The 18,409-nt window shown below is 56.3% G+C and carries 17 protein-coding genes; 6 read left to right on the plus strand and 11 right to left on the minus strand.

All coding sequences use genetic code 11. From position 1 onward, the window contains the following. Positions 1-80 precede the first annotated feature (80 nt). Both OSH04_RS10975 and OSH04_RS10980 read right to left on the minus strand, forming a co-directional pair. A complete protein-coding gene (locus tag OSH04_RS10975) occupies positions 81-629 on the minus strand; it encodes a ferritin-like domain-containing protein (protein WP_009461955.1) in 549 nt (182 codons plus the stop codon). Further along, entirely contained in the window at positions 622-1,071 is a 450-nt protein-coding gene (locus OSH04_RS10980) for a hypothetical protein (protein ID WP_137430495.1), read from the minus strand. Before OSH04_RS10980 ends, OSH04_RS10975 begins: the two co-directional genes overlap by 8 nt. Before the next feature lie 79 nt (positions 1,072-1,150). Between OSH04_RS10980 and OSH04_RS10985 the strand changes: the two genes are divergently transcribed. Both OSH04_RS10985 and OSH04_RS10990 read left to right on the plus strand, forming a co-directional pair. Beyond that, the gene (locus OSH04_RS10985; protein WP_080747983.1) at positions 1,151-1,684 is read left to right on the plus strand and encodes a Chromate resistance protein ChrB; all 534 of its coding nucleotides are present in this window, start codon (positions 1,151-1,153) and stop codon (positions 1,682-1,684) included. Further along, positions 1,644-2,894, plus strand: coding sequence for an MFS transporter (locus tag OSH04_RS10990; RefSeq protein ID WP_257112687.1), 1,251 nt, complete (start codon positions 1,644-1,646; stop codon positions 2,892-2,894). The genes OSH04_RS10985 and OSH04_RS10990 overlap by 41 nt, the downstream gene beginning before the upstream one ends. 40 nt (positions 2,895-2,934) lie before the next feature. Here the strand turns inward: OSH04_RS10990 and OSH04_RS10995 are convergent, their stop codons facing one another. The 4 genes from OSH04_RS10995 to OSH04_RS11010 are packed head-to-tail and all read right to left on the minus strand — an operon-like array spanning position 2,935 to position 5,956. Further along, a complete protein-coding gene (locus tag OSH04_RS10995) occupies positions 2,935-3,321 on the minus strand; it encodes a RidA family protein (RefSeq protein ID WP_172400387.1) in 387 nt (128 codons plus the stop codon). A gap of 57 nt (positions 3,322-3,378) precedes the next feature. Further along, positions 3,379-4,353, minus strand: coding sequence for a Bug family tripartite tricarboxylate transporter substrate binding protein (locus tag OSH04_RS11000; RefSeq protein ID WP_266108459.1), 975 nt, complete (start codon positions 4,351-4,353; stop codon positions 3,379-3,381). 11 nt (positions 4,354-4,364) lie between these two features. Beyond that, entirely contained in the window at positions 4,365-5,282 is a 918-nt protein-coding gene (locus OSH04_RS11005) for a fumarylacetoacetate hydrolase family protein (RefSeq protein ID WP_083055022.1), read from the minus strand. A 14-nt stretch (positions 5,283-5,296) separates the two neighbouring features. Further along, a complete protein-coding gene (locus OSH04_RS11010; RefSeq protein ID WP_009461966.1) occupies positions 5,297-5,956 on the minus strand; it encodes a GntR family transcriptional regulator in 660 nt (219 codons plus the stop codon). Positions 5,957-6,115: 159 nt separating this feature from the next. On the opposite strand from OSH04_RS11010, the gene OSH04_RS11015 reads away from it, so the two are divergent. The 3 genes from OSH04_RS11015 to OSH04_RS11025 all read left to right on the plus strand — a co-directional run bounded on the left by OSH04_RS11015 (position 6,116) and on the right by OSH04_RS11025 (position 10,129). Further along, entirely contained in the window at positions 6,116-6,616 is a 501-nt protein-coding gene (locus OSH04_RS11015; protein ID WP_035269625.1) for a sigma-70 family RNA polymerase sigma factor, read from the plus strand. A gap of 20 nt (positions 6,617-6,636) precedes the next feature. Continuing rightward, on the plus strand, positions 6,637-7,578 hold the full coding sequence (locus tag OSH04_RS11020; RefSeq protein ID WP_035269623.1) for a FecR domain-containing protein: 942 nt from the start codon (positions 6,637-6,639) through the stop codon (positions 7,576-7,578). Positions 7,579-7,657: 79 nt separating this feature from the next. Next, complete coding sequence (locus OSH04_RS11025) at positions 7,658-10,129, plus strand: TonB-dependent siderophore receptor (protein ID WP_266108460.1); 2,472 nt, start codon at positions 7,658-7,660, stop codon at positions 10,127-10,129. 185 nt (positions 10,130-10,314) lie between these two features. Here the strand turns inward: OSH04_RS11025 and ssb are convergent, their stop codons facing one another. Further along, on the minus strand, positions 10,315-10,833 hold the full coding sequence (gene ssb / locus OSH04_RS11030; RefSeq protein WP_063692165.1) for a single-stranded DNA-binding protein: 519 nt from the start codon (positions 10,831-10,833) through the stop codon (positions 10,315-10,317). Positions 10,834-11,092: 259 nt separating this feature from the next. Beyond that, on the minus strand, positions 11,093-12,304 hold the full coding sequence (locus OSH04_RS11035; protein WP_022983677.1) for an MFS transporter: 1,212 nt from the start codon (positions 12,302-12,304) through the stop codon (positions 11,093-11,095). 111 nt (positions 12,305-12,415) lie between these two features. Between OSH04_RS11035 and uvrA the strand changes: the two genes are divergently transcribed. Next, the gene (uvrA, locus tag OSH04_RS11040) at positions 12,416-15,379 is read left to right on the plus strand and encodes an excinuclease ABC subunit UvrA (protein WP_035269621.1); all 2,964 of its coding nucleotides are present in this window, start codon (positions 12,416-12,418) and stop codon (positions 15,377-15,379) included. A gap of 149 nt (positions 15,380-15,528) precedes the next feature. Here the strand turns inward: uvrA and OSH04_RS11045 are convergent, their stop codons facing one another. The 3 genes from OSH04_RS11045 to OSH04_RS11055 are packed head-to-tail and all read right to left on the minus strand — an operon-like array spanning position 15,529 to position 18,353. Next, positions 15,529-16,653, minus strand: coding sequence for a deoxyguanosinetriphosphate triphosphohydrolase (locus OSH04_RS11045; protein WP_009461973.1), 1,125 nt, complete (start codon positions 16,651-16,653; stop codon positions 15,529-15,531). 5 nt (positions 16,654-16,658) lie between these two features. Beyond that, the gene (aroB, locus tag OSH04_RS11050; RefSeq protein ID WP_266108461.1) at positions 16,659-17,747 is read right to left on the minus strand and encodes a 3-dehydroquinate synthase; all 1,089 of its coding nucleotides are present in this window, start codon (positions 17,745-17,747) and stop codon (positions 16,659-16,661) included. Continuing rightward, the gene (locus OSH04_RS11055) at positions 17,748-18,353 is read right to left on the minus strand and encodes a shikimate kinase (protein ID WP_009461975.1); all 606 of its coding nucleotides are present in this window, start codon (positions 18,351-18,353) and stop codon (positions 17,748-17,750) included. Positions 18,354-18,409 lie beyond the last annotated feature (56 nt).

Raw genomic sequence — 18,409 nt, forward strand, 5'->3', positions numbered from 1 at the left:
TACTGTACTCCTTTTCAGAATTCAGGCAGAAAAAAACCCCGGAAAATACCGGGGTTTTGGTGGGCACCTTCGCAACTTACTTAGATATCCAGCAGATCGCCCATATCGTCGGCGTGCTCTTCTTCCACCGCCATGATTTCAACCAGCATCTGGCGAGTGGTCGGGTCGGTGTCGCCAATGCGCTCGATCATCTGACGATAGGACTCGATCGCAATACGCTCGGCAATCAGGTTGGCGCGAATCATGGATTTGATATCGTCGCTATCGTCGTACTCTGCATGGCTACGCTGGACCAGATTGGCCGGGTTGAAATCCGGCTCGCCGTTCAGTTGCACAATACGTTCGGCAATGCGGTCGGCATGCTCGGCTTCTTGCTGGGCATGTTCCAGAAACTCGGCTTTGATAGGCTCATTGTTCAAGCCGGTAGCGGTGAAGTAGTGGCGCTTGTAGCGCATCACACAGACCAGCTCGGTGGCCAGGGCCTCATTGAGCATCTGAATGATTTCTTCACGATTACCCTTGTAGCCGGATGCCACCGCCCCGTCGTCCACAAACTTCTTGGCAGCTGCACGGATAGCGGCAACATCGATTGGACCTTGGCTTGCTTGGACTGCTTTCTGCTTACTCATTGCATTCCTCCGTATTGATTCCCACCGCGAAAGTGCGGCGCTGTATCGCGCAACAACCGGAAACGAACACACTGACTCCATAACCAACAAGAGCTTGTCCAAGGACAAGCGCTTTACCTAAACCTGGGCTTGAAGTCTGCACGCTGCTTGTGGTTGAGACCGGTCGTGCAAGAAACTGAACAAAGTGGATAGGTGCTGTCATGGTAGCGATTGCTCCTTGGCTTGGAAAGCGCAAAACGGCTGTTTTCCTTCCTTGGAAGGTGGCTGTTTTCGGATAGAAAACCGGGAAATCCCTTAAGCGAAAGTCGCCAGAACTCATGACACATGCGGCTTGGGGGAAGAAATTGTTACCGGCAATCGCGACCCGAAAATGGCCTGATTCTGTACAAGCCGGGATACAAGACCAAACACTTGGATACATACCCTCGGTTTCGAACGACATTTTCAGTTCTTCTTTTCAGAATCATATAGTTCGATTAATATGAAACGATCGTTACTTTAAATTCACGATCATGACTTCAATGAGCTGGCTGCTTCTTACCTATAAGGTCCCCTCTGAACCCAGTGCAAAACGGCTGGCCTTATGGCGGCGCCTGAAAGCGCTGGGCGCGGTGTATCTGCAAAACGGGGTATGTGTTCTGCCTAAAACCGACGAGCATGTGCGCCGTCTGAAGGTGCTGGAAAACGACATCACGACCATGGAAGGTGAATGCGTCTTGCTGGAGACCATTGCTCTGGACAAGGCACAAGAGGACAAAGTCATCGCCCGTTTTACGGACGACCGCAACGAGCAGTACCAGGAACTGCTGGGCCGTTGCAAAGACTTCGAGGCCGAAATCGACAAGGAAATTTCGATTCAGAAATTCACCTACGCCGAGCTGGACGAAGAAGAAACCGATCTGAAGAAGCTGGAAAACTGGTACGAGAAAATCCAGAAACTGGATTTTTATGGCGCCCCCCTGGCACAGGTTGCTCAAGAGCGCCTGCAAGAGTGCAAGGCACGGCTGGATGCGTATGCCCAAATGGTCTATGACGCTCATGAAGAAAACCGCTAATCCCGCGCTTACCCCGACGGCCGACGCCTCCCGTGCCAAAATCCACCGCAGCGTCTGGGCACTGGGCTTTGTGTCCATGTTCATGGATATTTCCTCGGAGCTGATCCACGCCCTGCTGCCCATTTATATGGTCACCGTCATGGGTACATCGGTACTGGCGGTCGGTTTTATTGAAGGCATTGCCGAGGCCACCGCCTCCATCATGAAGGTGTTTTCCGGAGCGGTCAGCGACCGTTTTGGGAAGCGCAAACTGCTGGCAGTAATTGGCTATGGCCTGGCCGCCCTGACCAAACCCATTTTTCCACTGGCGAACTCGCTGGACTGGCTGGTCGGTGCCCGCTTTGTAGACCGCATCGGCAAAGGCATACGCGGTGCGCCGCGTGATGCTTTGGTCGCCGATGTCACCCCGCCCGAGCTGCGCGGCGCAGCCTATGGCTTGCGGCAAACGCTGGATACCATTGGCGCCTTTGTAGGGCCCCTGTTGGCCATCGCCCTGATGTGGTGGACAGCAAACAACTATCAGTTGATCTTCTGGGTTGCCGTGCTGCCTGCCTTTGCGGCCATCGCCGTTCTGGTGTTCTTTGTACGCGAACCGAAGATCCCGGCCACCACCCGCCCCCGCAAACTGCCTCTGAACCGGGAAGATCTGGGCCGCCTGGGTTCCCGCTACTGGTGGGTTGTCGCAATTGGCCTGGCTTTTACCCTGGCCCGTTTCAGCGAAGCTTTTCTGATCTTGCGCGGTGAATCCAGCGGACTGCCGCCCATGTGGGCCCCTGCCGTGCTGGTCGTCATGAGCGTGGCTTTTTCCCTGTCCGCCTACCCCGCCGGTGTGCTGTCAGATCGTATGCGTAAAACTGACCTGCTGCTGATCGGTGTGGCCCTGCTGATCGCAGCGGACCTGATCCTGGCTTTCGTGCCCGGCTTGCTGGGTCTGGGCCTGGGCGTTGCCTTGTGGGGCCTGCATATGGGCTTTACCCAGGGCCTGTTCAACGTCTTGATCGCTGACAGCGCCCCCGCCGAACTGCGCGGCACCGCCTTTGGCATGTTCCACCTGCTAACCGGTATCGCTCTGCTGCTGGCCAGCGTCATTGCCGGCGTGCTCTGGGACACCATAGGTTTCCAAGGCACCTTTGCCGCTGGTGCAATCTTTGCGGTTTTAACTGGCCTAGGTTTGATTACCTTGCGACGTTCCGCTCAAGGAGCGTTCTGAAACAAAAAGGCCGACTTCATGTCGGCCTTTTTTCATTTCATCATTCCGCGACAGCGGCGATGCATTCAATTTCCAGCAGGAACAAGGGGTTCCCCATATCCGCCGCAATCGTGGTGCGGGCCGGGTATTCGCCGTCCTTGAAGTAAGTGCGATAGATCTCGTTCATGCGAGCAAAGTCACCAGCGTTCTTCAGAATCACATTGGCTTTGACGATATGGTCCAGGGTGGAGCCCGCCTCTTCCAGCAGCGCTTTCACATTGGCCATGACCTGGTGCATCTGTGCGTCGAAGTCGTTTTCAGCGATCTGGCGATCATCAAAAAAACCTGGCTGGCCCGACACAAACACAAAGCCATTGGATCGCACAGCAGGCGACAAGGGGGCACGAGGGGGAGTCACTTTGTCGGAACGGATAATTTCTTTGATCATATTCATCTCCTGATTAGTAGCTTGAGCTCTCTGGGCTCTTTCGTATTCGTTAAGGGTTTACTGCACGCTGGCGCCGGAGGCTTTTACCACTTTGGCGGCCATTTCCATTTCAGACTTCAGATACTCGGCAAACTCGGCCGACGTCGTACCCGCAGGTTCCAGTCCTTGGGCCAACAAGCGTTCACGAATTTCGGGCAGGTTCACAATACGGACAAATTCAGCACTGAGCTTCTCCACAATCGGTGCTGGGGTACCAGAAGGCACTATCACGCCATACCAGGAGTTGGAGTTCATATTGTCCACGCCTGCTTCTTTGAAAGTAGGCACTTCGGGGATAGATTCCAGACGAGTATCGTTCGCCAGGGCAATTGCACGCAGCTTGCCGGATTTCACGTGGGGCAAAACATCAGGCGTGTTAGCAAACATCATGTCTACATGACCGCCCAGCAAATCGTTCAACGCCGGAGCCTGGCCTTTGTACGGAATATGCAGCACATCAATCTTGACTTCTGCTTTCAAGCGTTCAATGGCAATATGCGGCGATGTACCTGCACCAAAGGACGCAAAGGACAGCTCGCCCGGTTTGGATTTCGCTGTAGCAATGACATCCGCCAGGCTCTTGACGGGCACATCCGGATTCGCCACCAGCAGGTGCGGTGTGTAGGCCACCCAGCTAACCGGCGTAAAGTCCTTCACCGTGTCGTAACGCAGCTTGTCGTACAGGCTGGGATTGATGGCAAAACTGTTCGCCACCATCCCCAGGGTGTAGCCATCCGGCGCGGCGCGGGCCACGATTTCCGTACCAATCACCGTACCGGCACCGGGCTTGTTGTCGATGATGACGGGCTGTTTGAAGTCATCCGACATTTTCTGCGCCAGACTGCGGGTCAGATTATCCAGTGTGCCGCCCGCCGGGAACGGAACAATGATGGTGATGGGTTTGGTGGGATATTCCTGTGCCGTCGCAAGCGAGGGCACAGCCGTTAAAGCGCTTAATACAGCCACGCCTGACAGGATTAATTTAAAGCGCATAGTCGTCAACCTTACTCAATAGTAGTGACCAGCTCGCCTATAGCGGGGATACGAGCTTTGATGACATCGCCTGGTTCCAAAGAGCGTGGAGGCTGCATGGCAAAGCCAACCCCGGAGGGCGTGCCTGTTGCAATAATGTCCCCAGGCTCCAAGGTCATGCCCGCCGACAACTGGGCGATGATGTTGGGCACATCGAACAACATGTCCGACGTATTGGCCGATTGGCGCAGTTCGCCATTCACTTCCAATTCAAGATCCAGCGCGTTGGGGTCGGCAATGGAGGTCTTCAATGCCACTACCGGCCCAATCGGACAGGTGCCGTCCAGTGACTTGCCCTTGAACCACTGACCATGCAGCGCTTGCAGATCACGCGCCGTAATATCGTTGATCACCGTGTAGCCAAAGACATAGTCCAGCGCGTCTTCAACTGGTATGTCCCGGCCTTCCTTGCCGATCACAATGCCCAGCTCCACTTCATAATCCAGCATCTTTGTGTGAGCCGCATGGCGGCTGACCAGGGCCTGATGCCCCACCACCGTGGTGGGCGGTTTGCTGAAGAACTCCAAGGCTTTGGGGAAGTCATCCGCCGCACGGCCACGTGCCAGATTGCCTTCCACGATATGGGCACGGTAATTGCGCCCCACACAGAAAATGTTTTTGGCCGGATTCGGGACAGGAGCCAGAAAGCACAGATCTGAAGCAGCATGGACGGGAGCCTTGGCCTGGCTTGCCTGCTCCATCAAAAGCTGCAGGCTGATCAGGATCTCATCGCCCATAAAAATAGCGTCAATGACCTCAGTGGGAGCCTGCCGAGCACGTAAAGGATGCTCGTACATCCCCCAGGCCTGTGTCAGATCCACCACCCGATCATCGTCCAGCATGCCGCCCAAATGCGTTTCCCCTGCGGCTACAAAGGTCAGTAACTTCATGACAGCAAACCTCCTTATCGGATGTTGTTGGAACTGTTCAAGGTTTGCGTCAGCAGCCCTTGAACGTGCTCGCGCGCCAGACGATCTGCCAGCGCTGCGTCCCGTTTTTCAATCGCGTCGATCATGGCCAGGTGCTCGGCCAAAGACTCGTGCGCCCGTTTCAGGCGCTCGATGGTTTTGGTCTTGAGCATGTCGCGGTGCCCAAAGGACTTCCATACCTTCTCCAGCAAGCTATTTGCAGCCAGACGCATGATGGCCGCGTGGAATTCCACATTGGCTGCCGCATATTCGCTGACACGCTCTTCCACATTGTCTTGATTGAAGGGCGCAAACAGCGCGCGCAAGGCATCCACATCCCGCTGCGAGGCATTCAAGGCGGCTTCACGCGCCGCAAAGGCCTCCAGTTCAATGCGCAGCTTCAGCCACTCGATGTAGTCCTGCTTGGTCAAGGGCGAGAGCAAGGCGCCGCGACGAGGCTCCATGGTCAAAATACCTTCCTGCCCCAGACGCAGCAGTGCTTCCCGTACCGGCGTGCGGCTGACATTGAGCATCTTGGCCAGTTCTTCTTCCCGAACCCGCACGGGCTCATCAATGTTTTTCACCAGGCCAAGAACGTGAGCCCGCACCGACTCATACACCCCATCGCTGTGACTTGCTGTTTTGATCGTGGTCATTGTTTTCCTATTTTGCATTCATTTTTTATGGATTGTATACAAGAATTGATATTGGTACACATTGGTGTTTGTACGAACCAGGCATTGTTTGTGTGGGACATTGCGATCAATTATTGATAATGGTTATTATTAGCAACTGTCGTATATTTCCACCTGATCATGACCCAAAGCAGTCCGGACGCCTCGTTTGAAGGGCTCTACAGCCAGCACCAGTCTTGGCTGTGCGACTGGCTGCGTCGCAAAACCGGATGCCCGGAGGATGCGGCGGACCTGACCCACGACACTTACCTGAAAGTGCTCATGCGCCGTGACGATGTTCGCAGCTTTCGCGAACCTCGTGCTTATCTGGTCACCATCGCACACGGCCTGCTGGTCAATATGTTTCGTCGACGAGATATCGAGCGTGCCTATCTGCAAGCACTGGCTGCTCGCCAAGACGATTCTGCGCCGTCCCCGGAGCGTCGTGCCCTGGCCGTGGAAGCACTGGTCGAGATAGACAGACTGCTTGACGGCCTGCCTCCCAAAGCCCGCCAGGCCTTTTTATTGCTGCAGCTAGAGGGGCTGAAACACGCACAGATCGCTGCACAGCTGCAAGTTTCTGTCAGTTCGGTTCGGCAGTACTTAGCCCTGGCTATTCGACATTGCCTGACATCGTGTTGAATCCACCGGATACGGGAAACTTGCCTGAAAAGGTCATCGCTACGGCCAGCGAATGGTTTGTGCGCTTGAGCGCGGAAGAGTGCACTCCCGCCGACCACCAAGCCTGGCAAGCATGGCTCGCCGCCAGCCCCTTGCATCAACATGCCTGGAAACGTATCGAATTACTGAATCAGCAATTTGGCCAGTTTGATCAGGCCGCTGGTTTCCATGCATTAAGCACACCGCTCTTTCGACGCCGACGTACCGTACTCAAGTCTTTTGCCTTTGTGCTGACCGCTGGTGCCAGTGCGGCATTGATTCAGCAGCTTCCCCTGCAGGTATGGACCGCTGATCAGCGCACGGCCGTTGGCCAGCGCCGGCAGACTACACTTGAAGATGGCAGCCAGCTAAGCCTGAACACGGATAGCGCTGTCGACATTTCCTATAACAATCAAATCCGTGAAATCAAGCTGCGCCGGGGAGAAATCCACATTGCAACGCACGCCGATCCTCACTTGCCAGCCAGATCATTGGTGGTCAGCACCCCAGCAGGGCGAATCGTGGCGTTGGGCACGCAGTTCTCTGTTTACTGGAGCGAAGACAGAGCCCATATTCATGTCAGTCAAGGCAGCGTCAGGCTGGAACCTGCGCTGGCCGCTAACTTGACCACGATCGTGCCCGCAGGCATGAGCTCCACACTGGATGCGCACCGAGCCAGCATCCCCACGGCTATGCCCACTCAACAACACGCCTGGCTAGATGGCATGCTCTATGCCGACAATATGCGCCTTGATGAATTGATAGCCGCCCTGGCCCGCTACCAGCCAGGCTTTCTTAGTTGTGATCCAGCCGTGGGCGCGCTGCGCATCTCTGGTGCCTACCCCTTAAGCGACATTGAGCGCAGCCTTAGTGCTATCGAACGAGTTTTACCAGTTCGAACAGAACGCCGCACGGCGTACTGGACGCGGATCATTGCACGTTAAGCACTAAAAATTGTCACTTTTCCAATCTCGTTTGGCATACAGGGTGAAGTAGTAAACCTCTTCCCGGAAACCAAACACTATGTACACCCCTTCCCTGCACTCTCGCGGCACCTGCCAGCCGCGCCATACCTTGGCCCCCCTGGCCACTGCCATCCTGATCTCCTTGTTAGGTGTCCTGCCCCCCAGCTCCCTCGTATGGGCACAAGGGTCAGCGCAAAACAGCGGGCGCGCCATTAACATTCCTGCCGGGCCGTTGGGACCGGCTCTGGCACGTTACGCCCAGCACATGCAGGTGCTGCTCTCATTCCCTCCCTCCCAAACCGATGGCCTTCAGACCCCTGGCCTGCAAGGAATCCATAGCCTTGACGAGGGTTTTGCACAGCTCCTGAGTCAAACCCCCTTGCAGATTCAGCGGCAAACTGACGGCAGCTATACCCTGACGGACACTCCCAACGCCCCCATCACGCAACTGGGCACCGTTGTGGTGCGCGGTGCAGGCGATACCACGGAACATACAGGCTCCTATACAACTGACTGGATGCGCTCGGCCAACGGCCTGATTCTGACGCAACGCGATACTCCACAATCAACCAGCAGCCTGACCCGACAACAACTGGATGATCACGCGATGAGCAGCGTGCGCGACATTATGGAAAATGCCACCGGCATGAACGTGCAGCAAAGCGAAACTGACCGGCTCAGCTACTATTCACGCGGTTTCAAGATGGACACCATGCAGTTTGATGGTGTGGTCAAGCCGTTGGACGATACCTACCAGTTCGGAGATGGCAATCTGGATCCGATTATCTATGATCACGTAGAGATTATTCGCGGTGCAACGGGCCTGATGAGTGGTACCGGCAACCCAGGCGGCTCCATGAACTTCATCCGCAAACGTCCTGGCCGTGAGTTCCAGGGCACTATCCGCGCCATGGGCGGCAGCAACGATACCTACCGCGGCGAGCTGGATCTATCCTCTGCACTGAACGAGTCAGGCTCCTTGCGCGCCCGCCTGGTCGGTGCCAAAGAGCGAAGAGGCGATACGCTGGATTTTTATCGCAAAAAACGCGATGTTCTCTACGGCATTATCGAAGCCGACGTGGGTGAAGCCACCACCTTGAGCGCAGGTGTGTCCACTCAGCGTTCTCGTCCCAAAGGCGTTATGTGGGGTGGTTTGCCCATTTTTGACACCAATGGCGAGCAAGTCGATTGGGAGAAAGGGCAAACGGTCGGCGCCAAATGGACGACCTGGGATACCGACGCGACAGAATACTTTGCCTCGCTGGAGCACACATTTGCCAATGGCTGGGACGGCAGACTGTCCTATTCCAGGCTGAACAATGACTTTAATGCCTCCCTGTTGTTTGCCGCCGACTTTCCTGTCGATGCCAATACGGGCTTGCTATCCGGGACACCCACCCTGCGCAAATACAAAGGCGATAGCAAGCAAGATGTATATGGCGGCTCATTGACAGGGGATTTCGATCTGCTGGGAGCAAACCACGAGTTCAATCTGGGCTTCTCACACTCCAAATCTCGTAGTCAAACCAAGGGATGGAATTCTTCCGACCAGGCAAGCTATCCCATACCCAATATTCATGACTGGCACGGCAACTGGCCAGAACCTGTCTGGGATCAAGCCGTCTCCGATCAAATCCTGCGTACCACCCAGACGGGAATTTTCGGCACAACCCGCTTTAATTTGACCGATGATCTGCACCTGCTCGCCGGGGCACGCTGGACACGCTGGGAAGCCGATGAGTACCGCTGGAACCAATGGACACCGGGCACCACCCCCATCATTCTGTCCCAGTCACAGCGCTACTCGGAAATAACACCGTATCTGGGCGTGACCTATGACCTGAATGACACTTATACGGTCTATGCCAGCTACACCAACATCTTCCAGCCCCAGATGTACAAGACCAAAGACTGGGAAATGACAGGGCCAGCGTACGGACACAACTACGAGGCAGGTATCAAAGCGTCCTACCTGGATGGACGCCTGAACGGATCGCTGGCTGTTTTCCAGACCAATCAGAAAGACGTGGCCGAGTACGGCGGCTTTGATGTCGCTCGTAACGAATCGTGGTACGAAATGCTGGATGGCACACGAACGCGGGGCGTGGAACTGGAACTGGCCGGCGAACTAAGCCCTGGCTGGAATGCCTTTATCGGCTATACCTACCGCGTGTCCAAGGACAACGAAGGGCGCAAGGTCCAGACTACGCAACCCGAACAAATGCTCAAGCTTAATACCACGTACCGATTGCCAGGCACCTTGAAGAACCTGGTGGTAGGAGCGGGAATACGTTGGCAAAGCCGCACCCATGCACAAGGCTATTACGGCGAACAGTCAGCATCGGTTGAACAAAAACCTTATGCCTTGTTCGATCTGATGGCGCAATACGACCTTGGCAAACGAACTCAGTTGCAGCTCAATGTGCGTAACCTGGCCGATAAACGCTATTACCGTGCCATGGGCTTTTACAACTCGGTATATTACGGCGAAGGGCGCACTGCCTTGGCTACACTCACGCACCGTTTCTAATCGCAGTACGACAAGGCAGCCCATTCTGCCCCACTCTTGCGCCGCAGCGCCGCGCAGAGATGCATAAAAAACCCCGGTGAATTTTAAATTCGCCGGGGGTTTTTAGTATTGCCGAGCCAATCAACAGTTCAGGAAAGAGAGACCCTTTGTCCTGACAGGGCCAGGCCGAGCTTCATCTTGCCCAATTAGAACGGAATATCGTCATCCATATCGGCCAGATTGTCCGACATAGGAGCGTTATTACGTGGGGCCTGTTGTTGCTGCTGTTGTTGAGGCGCTGGGCGCTGAGCACGTTGCGGAGCTGGTGCACCACCACCGCCGCCACCGTATTCGCCACCACCCATGCTGCCGCCGCCCATATCACCACCGTCACGGCCACCCAACATTTGCATTTGCTCGGCAATGATTTCGGTCGTGAAACGCTCCTGACCGTCCTGACCTGTCCATTTACGGGTGCGCAGACGACCTTCTACGTAGACGGGACGGCCTTTACGCAGGTACTCACCTGCAATTTCAGCCAAACGGTTGTAGAACACCACACGGTGCCATTCGGTTTCCTCGCGGCGCTCGCCAGAGGTACGGTCTTTCCACTGCGAAGTCGTGGCAATGGAAATATTGCAGATGGCCGAGCCTTCCGCGCTGTAGCGTACTTCTGGGTCGCGGCCAAGATTGCCGACCAGAATGACTTTATTTACCGATGCCATGAAAAAATCCTGTAGTCAAAAATTCTAAATCAAGCCGTATTATCGTGGATTCGTGCCTTAATTAACACTCCCTCCCCGCTCCGGGAAGGGCAGTTTTATCCATGCCATCGATCCTGTTACGGCACCTTGAACGGCGTATATGGCTAAGCACCTGATGGTGTCACCTGTTCCGCCCAGCTCTTGATTCTTGCGGCCAATCCAGCCACTTTACTTGTTGCTGCCTGCCACGTCTTTGCACAAGCGTAACAGGCAATGCCTTTTAATATTTGTCTTTGAAACCACGCGCTGTCAGCAACCAGAGCAAAGCCAGGGCAGCGCCGGTCCACAAGACCCATTGGGTGAGCCCTCGCCCTGCCAGGATGCCGCCGATCAGGCCGCCAGCAAACACGCCCAGGGACTGAGAGGTGTTGTAAAAACCCAGCGCCAAACCTTTGTATTCTGGTGGCGCCACACGCGACACCAAGGAAGGCTGCAAGGCTTCCAGCACATTAAAGCCGATGAAGAAAAACGTCAGCGCGGCCACCATGGGAACCAGCGAATCGCGTGCCCATGGCATCACGGCCAGCACCACAATCAGCAGCAACACAGACAGTTCCAGCGCATGCTTGTGACGCTTGCGGGTCTCTGTCCAGAACACCGCAGGAACCATCAGCACAAAGGAAACCAGAATAACGGGCAGGTACACCTTCCACAAATCCTGAGTACCGTAGCCACCCAAGGTCGCCAGAATGCCCGGTACGACGATGAACAAGGACATCAGGATAAAGTGCAGGCAGAACACGCCAAAGTTCAGGCGCAGCAAGTCCAAATGACGCAACACCTGTCCGGCGGTAACCTGCACAATCGAGGCGGGTGCTTTAGGCGCGCTGGGCACGACAAAAGCGGCAATCAACAAGCAGACAAAGCCCAGCAAACTGATGGCCCAGAACAGTCCCGACAAACCAAATTGCCCCACCAGCACTGGCGAGAGCACCAGCGATACAGCAAAAGACAGCCCAATGGAGCCACCCACCATCGCCATGGCACGTGTGCGCACTTCGGGACGGGTGGAGTCGGCAACCCAGGCGGAAATTGCCGCTGAAACTGCCCCCAGACCTTGAATACAGCGGCCTACCGTCACCCAGTCAATATTCTGGGCCAGCGCGGAGATCACCCCACCGATCACGAACAAGGCCATGCCGATGACGATAATCGGTCGGCGTCCGAAGCGATCCGATGCCATCCCCAAGGGGATCTGCAAGACAGCCTGCGTCAGACCATAGGCCCCCAATGCCAGACCCACACGGGCGGCATCATTACCGCCGGGCAAGGAGTGCGCGGCCACTGCAAAGACCGGGGTCAGCAAAAACAGACCCAGCATTCGACAGGCAAACAACAGGGCAAGCAGGATGCTGGCCTTGCGCTCTTGCTGAGTCAGACTCAGGCGCGCTGGGCGCGATCCGGCCGTATTCATGGTTTGGTGTGTACTCATTTAATACTCTGTCACAACTGGGCTAGCAGAGAGCCCGGATACCCGTTCACATAAATTCTGACGCAACGCGCTATAGTAGCAAGTTGCCTTTTGACAAGCCTAAATAAAGCGATGGAAGCCATCCGCATTCGTGGTGCCCGTACCCACAACCTGAAAAATGTCTCCGTAGACCTGCCACGCCACCAGTTGGTCGTGCTGACGGGGCTGTCCGGTTCTGGGAAATCCTCTCTAGCCTTCGACACCTTGTATGCCGAAGGCCAGCGGCGCTATGTGGAAAGCCTGTCCGCTTATGCACGTCAGTTCTTGCAACTGATGGACAAGCCAGATGTGGACTTGATCGAAGGTTTGTCGCCTGCCATTGCCATCGAGCAAAAAGCAGCAGGCCATAACCCGCGTTCCACCGTGGGGACCACTACCGAAATCCACGATTATTTGCGCCTATTGTACGCGCGGGTCGGGACTCCTTACTGCCCGGAACACCACTTGGCCTTGCAGGCTCATAGCGTGAGCCAGATGGTAGACCAGATTCTGCAATGGGAACCTGAAACCCGTATTGCTGTGCTGGCACCCATGCACCGTGGCCTGGTTGGTGACCTGCAGCTTGAACTGCGCGGCCTGCAAGCCCAAGGCTTTGTACGGGTACGCGTCGATGGCGAGATCTCCAGCATTGAAGATCTGCCTGCACTCAATGCCCAACAGGCACACGACCTGGACCTGGTCATAGACCGTCTGCGCATTCGACCCGATAGCCAGCAGCGTCTGGCCGAGAGCCTGGAAACCGCCCTGTCCACCAGCAACGGGCGTTGTCTGGTGGTGAATCTGGACACAGGCCTGGAACAGCCCTATTCCAGTCACTACGCCTGCCCGGTCTGCGATTACTCCTTGCCCGAGCTGGAGCCACGCCTGTTCAGCTTCAACAATCCAGCAGGAGCCTGCCCGGACTGTAGCGGCCTGGGGCAAGTGGATGTATTCGACCCCGAACGGGTGGTGGCCTTTCCGGAACTGAGCCTGGCAGGCGGTGCCATTGCGGGCTGGGACCGGCGCAATGCCTTTACCTACACTTTGCTGACCAGCCTGGCGGCTCATTATCACTTTGATATAGAGGCCCCCTTCGAGTCCCTGCCCGAAGCGCTACGTCGCACCGTGCTGTATGGCTCCGGCGCGGAAGAAATCCCCTTTCTCTATTTGAATGAGAAAGGCCGCACCACCGTGAAAACTCACCCATTTGAAGGGGTGATTCCGAATTTGCAGCGTCGCTGGGCGGAAACTGATTCCAGCGCCGTGCGCGAGGAACTGAACAAGCTGCGACGCACCCAGACCTGCCCAGCCTGCCATGGCGCACGCCTGCGTCTGGAGGCGCGTCACGTCCGTATCGGGGATGATCCGATTCCCAGCCATACTGGGTGCAAGCATCATGCAGGCACCGCGTCTGCCCACTCCGCAACCCTCAATGTCGACCAGCTGTCTGACAATGCCGCACAGTGCACGCAGACTCACTCCGCAGCGCAAGGACAAGCCAAAGGTCTGGCCATCTATGAAGTCGAAGCCCTGGCCCTGTCCGACTGCCTGGCCTGGTTCGAGCGTCTGTCGCTGACGGGTGCGAAAAAAGAAATTGCCGACCGCATCGTGCGTGAAATCCGCCTGCGGCTGGAGTTTTTGAACAATGTGGGTCTGAACTACCTGTCTCTGGACCGCAGCGCCGACACCATTTCCGGTGGCGAGGCCCAGCGCATTCGTCTGGCCAGCCAGATCGGTTCCGGTCTGACCGGCGTGATGTACGTGCTGGACGAGCCTTCCATTGGCCTGCACCAACGCGATAACGACAAACTGATCCAGACCCTGCAGCACCTGCGGGACCTAGGCAATAGCGTGATCGTGGTCGAGCACGACGAGGACATGATACGCACCGCCGACTATGTCATCGACATGGGCCCCGGCGCAGGTGAACATGGTGGTCAAATTACCGCTCAAGGCTCGCCCGCAGAGCTGGCCCAGAACCCCGACTCTCTGACCGGCCAGTACCTGTCCGGCAAGCGCCAGATTGCCATCCCCAAGCGTCGCCCGGTGGATGACAGCCTGAACTGGCTGCGTCTGTACGGTGCCAGCGGCAATAACCTGAAGTCTGTTGATTTGGCGATTCCGGCTGGGCGACTAGTCTGCATTACGGGCGTGTCCGGCTCGGGCAAGTCCACGCTGATCAACGACACGCTGGCAACCGCCTTCTCGCATTTGTTGCACCGTGCCCATGCCGAACCGGCGCCCTACGATCGTATGGAAGGCCTGGAGCATTTCGACAAGATCATCAACGTCGATCAAACCCCGATTGGTCGTACCCCACGCAGTAATCCAGCCACCTACACGGGCATGTTCACGGCTATTCGTGAGCTGTTCGCCAGCGTGCCCGAGGCGCGTTTGCGTGGCTACGACCCAGGCCGCTTCTCCTTTAACGTTAAAGGCGGCCGCTGCGAGGCCTGCCAGGGCGATGGCGTGGTCAAGGTAGAGATGCACTTCCTGCCGGACGTCTATGTGCCTTGCGATGTCTGCCAGGGCCGTCGCTACAACCGTGAAACGCTGGACATTCGCTACCGAGGCCGCAATATCAGCGAAGTGCTGGACCTGACGGTTGAGCAGGCGCTGGAATACTTTGATGCGGTGCCAGCGGTCGCGCGTAAATTGACTACCTTGATTGATGTGGGCTTGTCCTACATCCGCCTGGGTCAAAGCGCGACTACCCTGTCTGGTGGTGAGGCGCAGCGGGTGAAATTGTCACTGGAGCTGTCCAAGCGCAGTACCGGTCAAACCTTGTATGTGCTGGACGAGCCCACAACCGGCCTGCACTTTCAGGACATTGCTGTCTTGCTGGAAGTGCTGGACAAACTGGTTGAGTCGGGCAATAGCGTGGTCGTGATTGAGCACAATCTGGATGTGATCAAAACGGCAGACTGGATTGTGGACATGGGACCGGAAGGTGGCCAGGGCGGTGGGCAGATTGTGGTGCAAGGCACCCCGGAGACGGTTGCTGCTTGCGAGCAAAGCCATACCGGGCGCTATCTGAAGCCTTTATTGCAGCGCTAAAGGCTGTCTCCCTTAAAAGACCACGCTGTTCAGGCCTCGAGCACCAAAAACATGGTTTTTTGACGCTTTATCAATGAAGAAGAGCCCCTGAACAGCACACGGTTACTGGCCGATAGCAGATCGCGTAACTCCACCACAGGCTGCAAGAGCTACATCTTGAAGATAGCGTCGTGCTCGCGAATGGCATGGCGGTCCGTCATGCCAGCGATGTAATCAGCAATGGCACGGGCCTGAGCAATCGGATCTTCACGGCGATGCTCCGCCGCCAGCAAACGAGGATCATCCAGAAAAGCGTGGAACAGTTCACGCACAATATTCTGCGCCTTGCTCATCATGCGCACCACCTTGTAATGGCGATACAGATTCGCGTGCAAGAAGCGTTTGAGCTCATCAGCCTGCGCCCGCATCTCTGGCGAGAATCCGGCCAAACGAGGCAAATGACGAATCGCATCCACGCTGTCCGGGCGATGCTCTTCCAGCTTGGCGCGCGTGGTTTCCGTTAAATCCACCACTAGCGTATTGATCATGCCGCGGATAATCTCCGCCACCAAACGTTGACCGCTCAAGCCCGGATATTGGGCTTGTACATGCTCGTAATGACTGTTGAACAGGCGCAGTTCCAGCAACTGTTCCAAGCGGATCAGGCCGGAGCGCAAACCGTCATCAATATCGTGATTGTTGTAAGCAATTTCATCGGCCAGATTGGCCATTTGGGCTTCCAGCGACGGTTGGGTACGATCAATAAAGCGCTGGCCGACCTCGCCCAATTCACGGGCGTGCTTCAGCGAACAATGCTTCAAAATCCCCTCGCGGGTTTCAAAGCACAGGTTCAGGCCATTGAAGGCGGCATAGCGCTCTTCCAGCTCGTCCACCACCCGCAGACTTTGCAGATTATGCTCAAAGCCCCCGGCCTCGGGACGCAGGCTTTGCATGCAGCTATTCAAGGTGTCCTGACCTGCATGGCCAAAAGGGGTGTGGCCCAGATCATGAGCCAAAGAGATCGCTTCGATCAGGTCTTCGTGCAAACCCAGATTGCGGGCAATGGCCCGCGCCAGCTGGGCCACTTCCAGACTATGCGTCAATCGTGTTCGGAATAAATCACCTTCGTGGTTAATGAAAACCTGGGTTTTGTATTCCAACAAGCGAAAGGCATTGCAGTGAATGATCCGGTCGCGGTCCCGCTGAAAGGCGTTACGGCCTTGGGGCGCTGCCTCTGCATAACGCCGACCGCGGGACTGTTCAGGGTGACAGGCATAAGCGGCAAGCATTTGCATAGGTTTTACTCCTGTTCCACCGTTGTAAAGCGGGCCAATACCTGGCGTACCACATCAGGCGCGACCGCCTGCACCTTGGCATGGCCTAATTTATCCAGCAGCACAAAACGCAGCTGGCCACCTTCATTTTTCTTGTCCACCTGCATCAATTCCAGCCAACGGTCCGCAGGCCATTGTGGTGGAGTGATCGGACATCCGCTGGCTTGCACCAGGGCCTTGATACGAGCCACGTCCTGAGCAGGCAAGCCGCAGACCAGGGCGGAGAGCTCGGCAGCCATAATCATGCCGCAGCCCACGGCCTCACCATGCAGCCATTGGCCATAGCCCATGCCGGACTCGATCGCGTGGCCAAAAGTGTGACCAAAGTTCAAAATGGCGCGCAGACCAGATTCGCGTTCGTCCTGGGAAACGACTTCAGCCTTGACCTCGCAGGAGCGACGAATCGCATAGACGATTTGTTCTTGTTCCAGCGTACGCATGGGCGCAATCTGCTCTTCACACCAGTTGAAGAAGTCCAGGTCGTAAATCATGCCGTATTTGATAACCTCCGCCAGACCGGCGGAGATCTCACGAGCAGGCAAAGTCTTGAGTACGTCCGTATCCACCTCTACAGCGATAGGCTGGTAGAACGCGCCCACCATATTCTTGCCCAGCGGGTGGTTGATCGCCGTCTTGCCGCCCACCGAGGAGTCCACCTGCGCCAGCAAGGTCGTCGGCACTTGCACAAAGCGCACACCCCGCATGAAGCAGGCCGCAGCAAAACCGGCCATATCGCCGATAACGCCACCGCCCAAGGCCACAATCAGGGCCTTGCGATCCAGGTGACCGCCCAGCAGCGCGTCAAAAATCAGGTTCAGGGACTCCCAGTTCTTGTAGGCTTCGCCATCGGGCAGCTCGATCACATGAACAGGCTTGCCGGTTGCAGCCAGGGCTTCCTTTGCAGGTGCCAGGTACAGGGCGGCCACCGTAGGATTGGTGACGATTGCAATGGCAGACGTATCGGCTGGCACCGTGTCTGCAAGATGCACCAGACGCCCGGCGGCGATATGGATGGGATAAGCGCCACCCTGGGCGTCAACATGCACTACAGACATTTAGCAACCTCGTTCTTTCAACAGGGACAATAAGTGGCGCACCGCATGATGAACTGGCGCCGAGCCAGTTTCAAAGCGGACATCAGCCACTTCTTCATAGAGGGGTTCGCGCGCTTGCAACAGTTCCTGGATGCGGGCGCGTGGGTCCGCTGTTTGCAACAGCGGCCGGTTACGGTCTCGGGCCACGCGACGGTACAGCTCATCCACGGTAGCGCACAAGTACACTACGATACCGCGATCTTTGATGATCTGGCGATTGGCCTCGGACAAAATGGCCCCGCCCCCCGTTGCCAGCACAATACCGGTCTGGCGCGAACAAATATCGAGCACCGCAGATTCGCGTTTGCGGAACCCTTGCTCGCCTTCGAACTCAAAGATAGTGGCCACTCGCACACCGCTACGGGCTTCCAGCTCGTGGTCCAGGTCCATAAACTCGCGCTTGAGTTCCCGCGCCAATTGGCGACCAATGGTCGTTTTACCGGCTCCCATCATGCCTACCAAAATAATGGGGCGTGGGCCAGTCTGTTGTAAATGGAGCAGCTCGGCGTCTGTTAAGGGATCAGGATGTTCTACAGGCATCAGCTCAGCGGGTAAAGAGTGGTTCATTTGTGTATTATCCCATTAGCCTTCCCTAAGCACAGTCCGCTTGCTTAGTATTATTT

This window comes from Alcaligenes nematophilus (assembly GCF_026344155.1).
GTDB lineage: Bacteria > Pseudomonadota > Gammaproteobacteria > Burkholderiales > Burkholderiaceae_B > Alcaligenes > Alcaligenes phenolicus.

Excerpts from the sequence above, each read along its gene's own strand:
- OSH04_RS10975 (WP_009461955.1), bottom strand. The coding sequence starts at position 629 with ATGAGTAAGCAGAAAGCAGTCCAAGCAAGCCAAGGTCCAATCGATGTT.
- OSH04_RS10980 (WP_137430495.1), bottom strand. The coding sequence starts at position 1,071 with ATGTCGTTCGAAACCGAGGGTATGTATCCAAGTGTTTGGTCTTGTATC.
- OSH04_RS10985 (WP_080747983.1), top strand. The coding sequence starts at position 1,151 with ATGAGCTGGCTGCTTCTTACCTATAAGGTCCCCTCTGAACCCAGTGCA.
- OSH04_RS10990 (WP_257112687.1), top strand. The coding sequence starts at position 1,644 with ATGCCCAAATGGTCTATGACGCTCATGAAGAAAACCGCTAATCCCGCG.
- OSH04_RS10995 (WP_172400387.1), bottom strand. The coding sequence starts at position 3,321 with ATGATCAAAGAAATTATCCGTTCCGACAAAGTGACTCCCCCTCGTGCC.
- OSH04_RS11000 (WP_266108459.1), bottom strand. The coding sequence starts at position 4,353 with ATGCGCTTTAAATTAATCCTGTCAGGCGTGGCTGTATTAAGCGCTTTA.
- OSH04_RS11005 (WP_083055022.1), bottom strand. The coding sequence starts at position 5,282 with ATGAAGTTACTGACCTTTGTAGCCGCAGGGGAAACGCATTTGGGCGGC.
- OSH04_RS11010 (WP_009461966.1), bottom strand. The coding sequence starts at position 5,956 with ATGACCACGATCAAAACAGCAAGTCACAGCGATGGGGTGTATGAGTCG.
- OSH04_RS11015 (WP_035269625.1), top strand. The coding sequence starts at position 6,116 with ATGACCCAAAGCAGTCCGGACGCCTCGTTTGAAGGGCTCTACAGCCAG.
- OSH04_RS11025 (WP_266108460.1), top strand. The coding sequence starts at position 7,658 with ATGTACACCCCTTCCCTGCACTCTCGCGGCACCTGCCAGCCGCGCCAT.
- ssb (WP_063692165.1), bottom strand. The coding sequence starts at position 10,833 with ATGGCATCGGTAAATAAAGTCATTCTGGTCGGCAATCTTGGCCGCGAC.
- OSH04_RS11035 (WP_022983677.1), bottom strand. The coding sequence starts at position 12,304 with ATGAGTACACACCAAACCATGAATACGGCCGGATCGCGCCCAGCGCGC.
- uvrA (WP_035269621.1), top strand. The coding sequence starts at position 12,416 with ATGGAAGCCATCCGCATTCGTGGTGCCCGTACCCACAACCTGAAAAAT.
- OSH04_RS11045 (WP_009461973.1), bottom strand. The coding sequence starts at position 16,653 with ATGCAAATGCTTGCCGCTTATGCCTGTCACCCTGAACAGTCCCGCGGT.
- aroB (WP_266108461.1), bottom strand. The coding sequence starts at position 17,747 with ATGTCTGTAGTGCATGTTGACGCCCAGGGTGGCGCTTATCCCATCCAT.
- OSH04_RS11055 (WP_009461975.1), bottom strand. The coding sequence starts at position 18,353 with ATGAACCACTCTTTACCCGCTGAGCTGATGCCTGTAGAACATCCTGAT.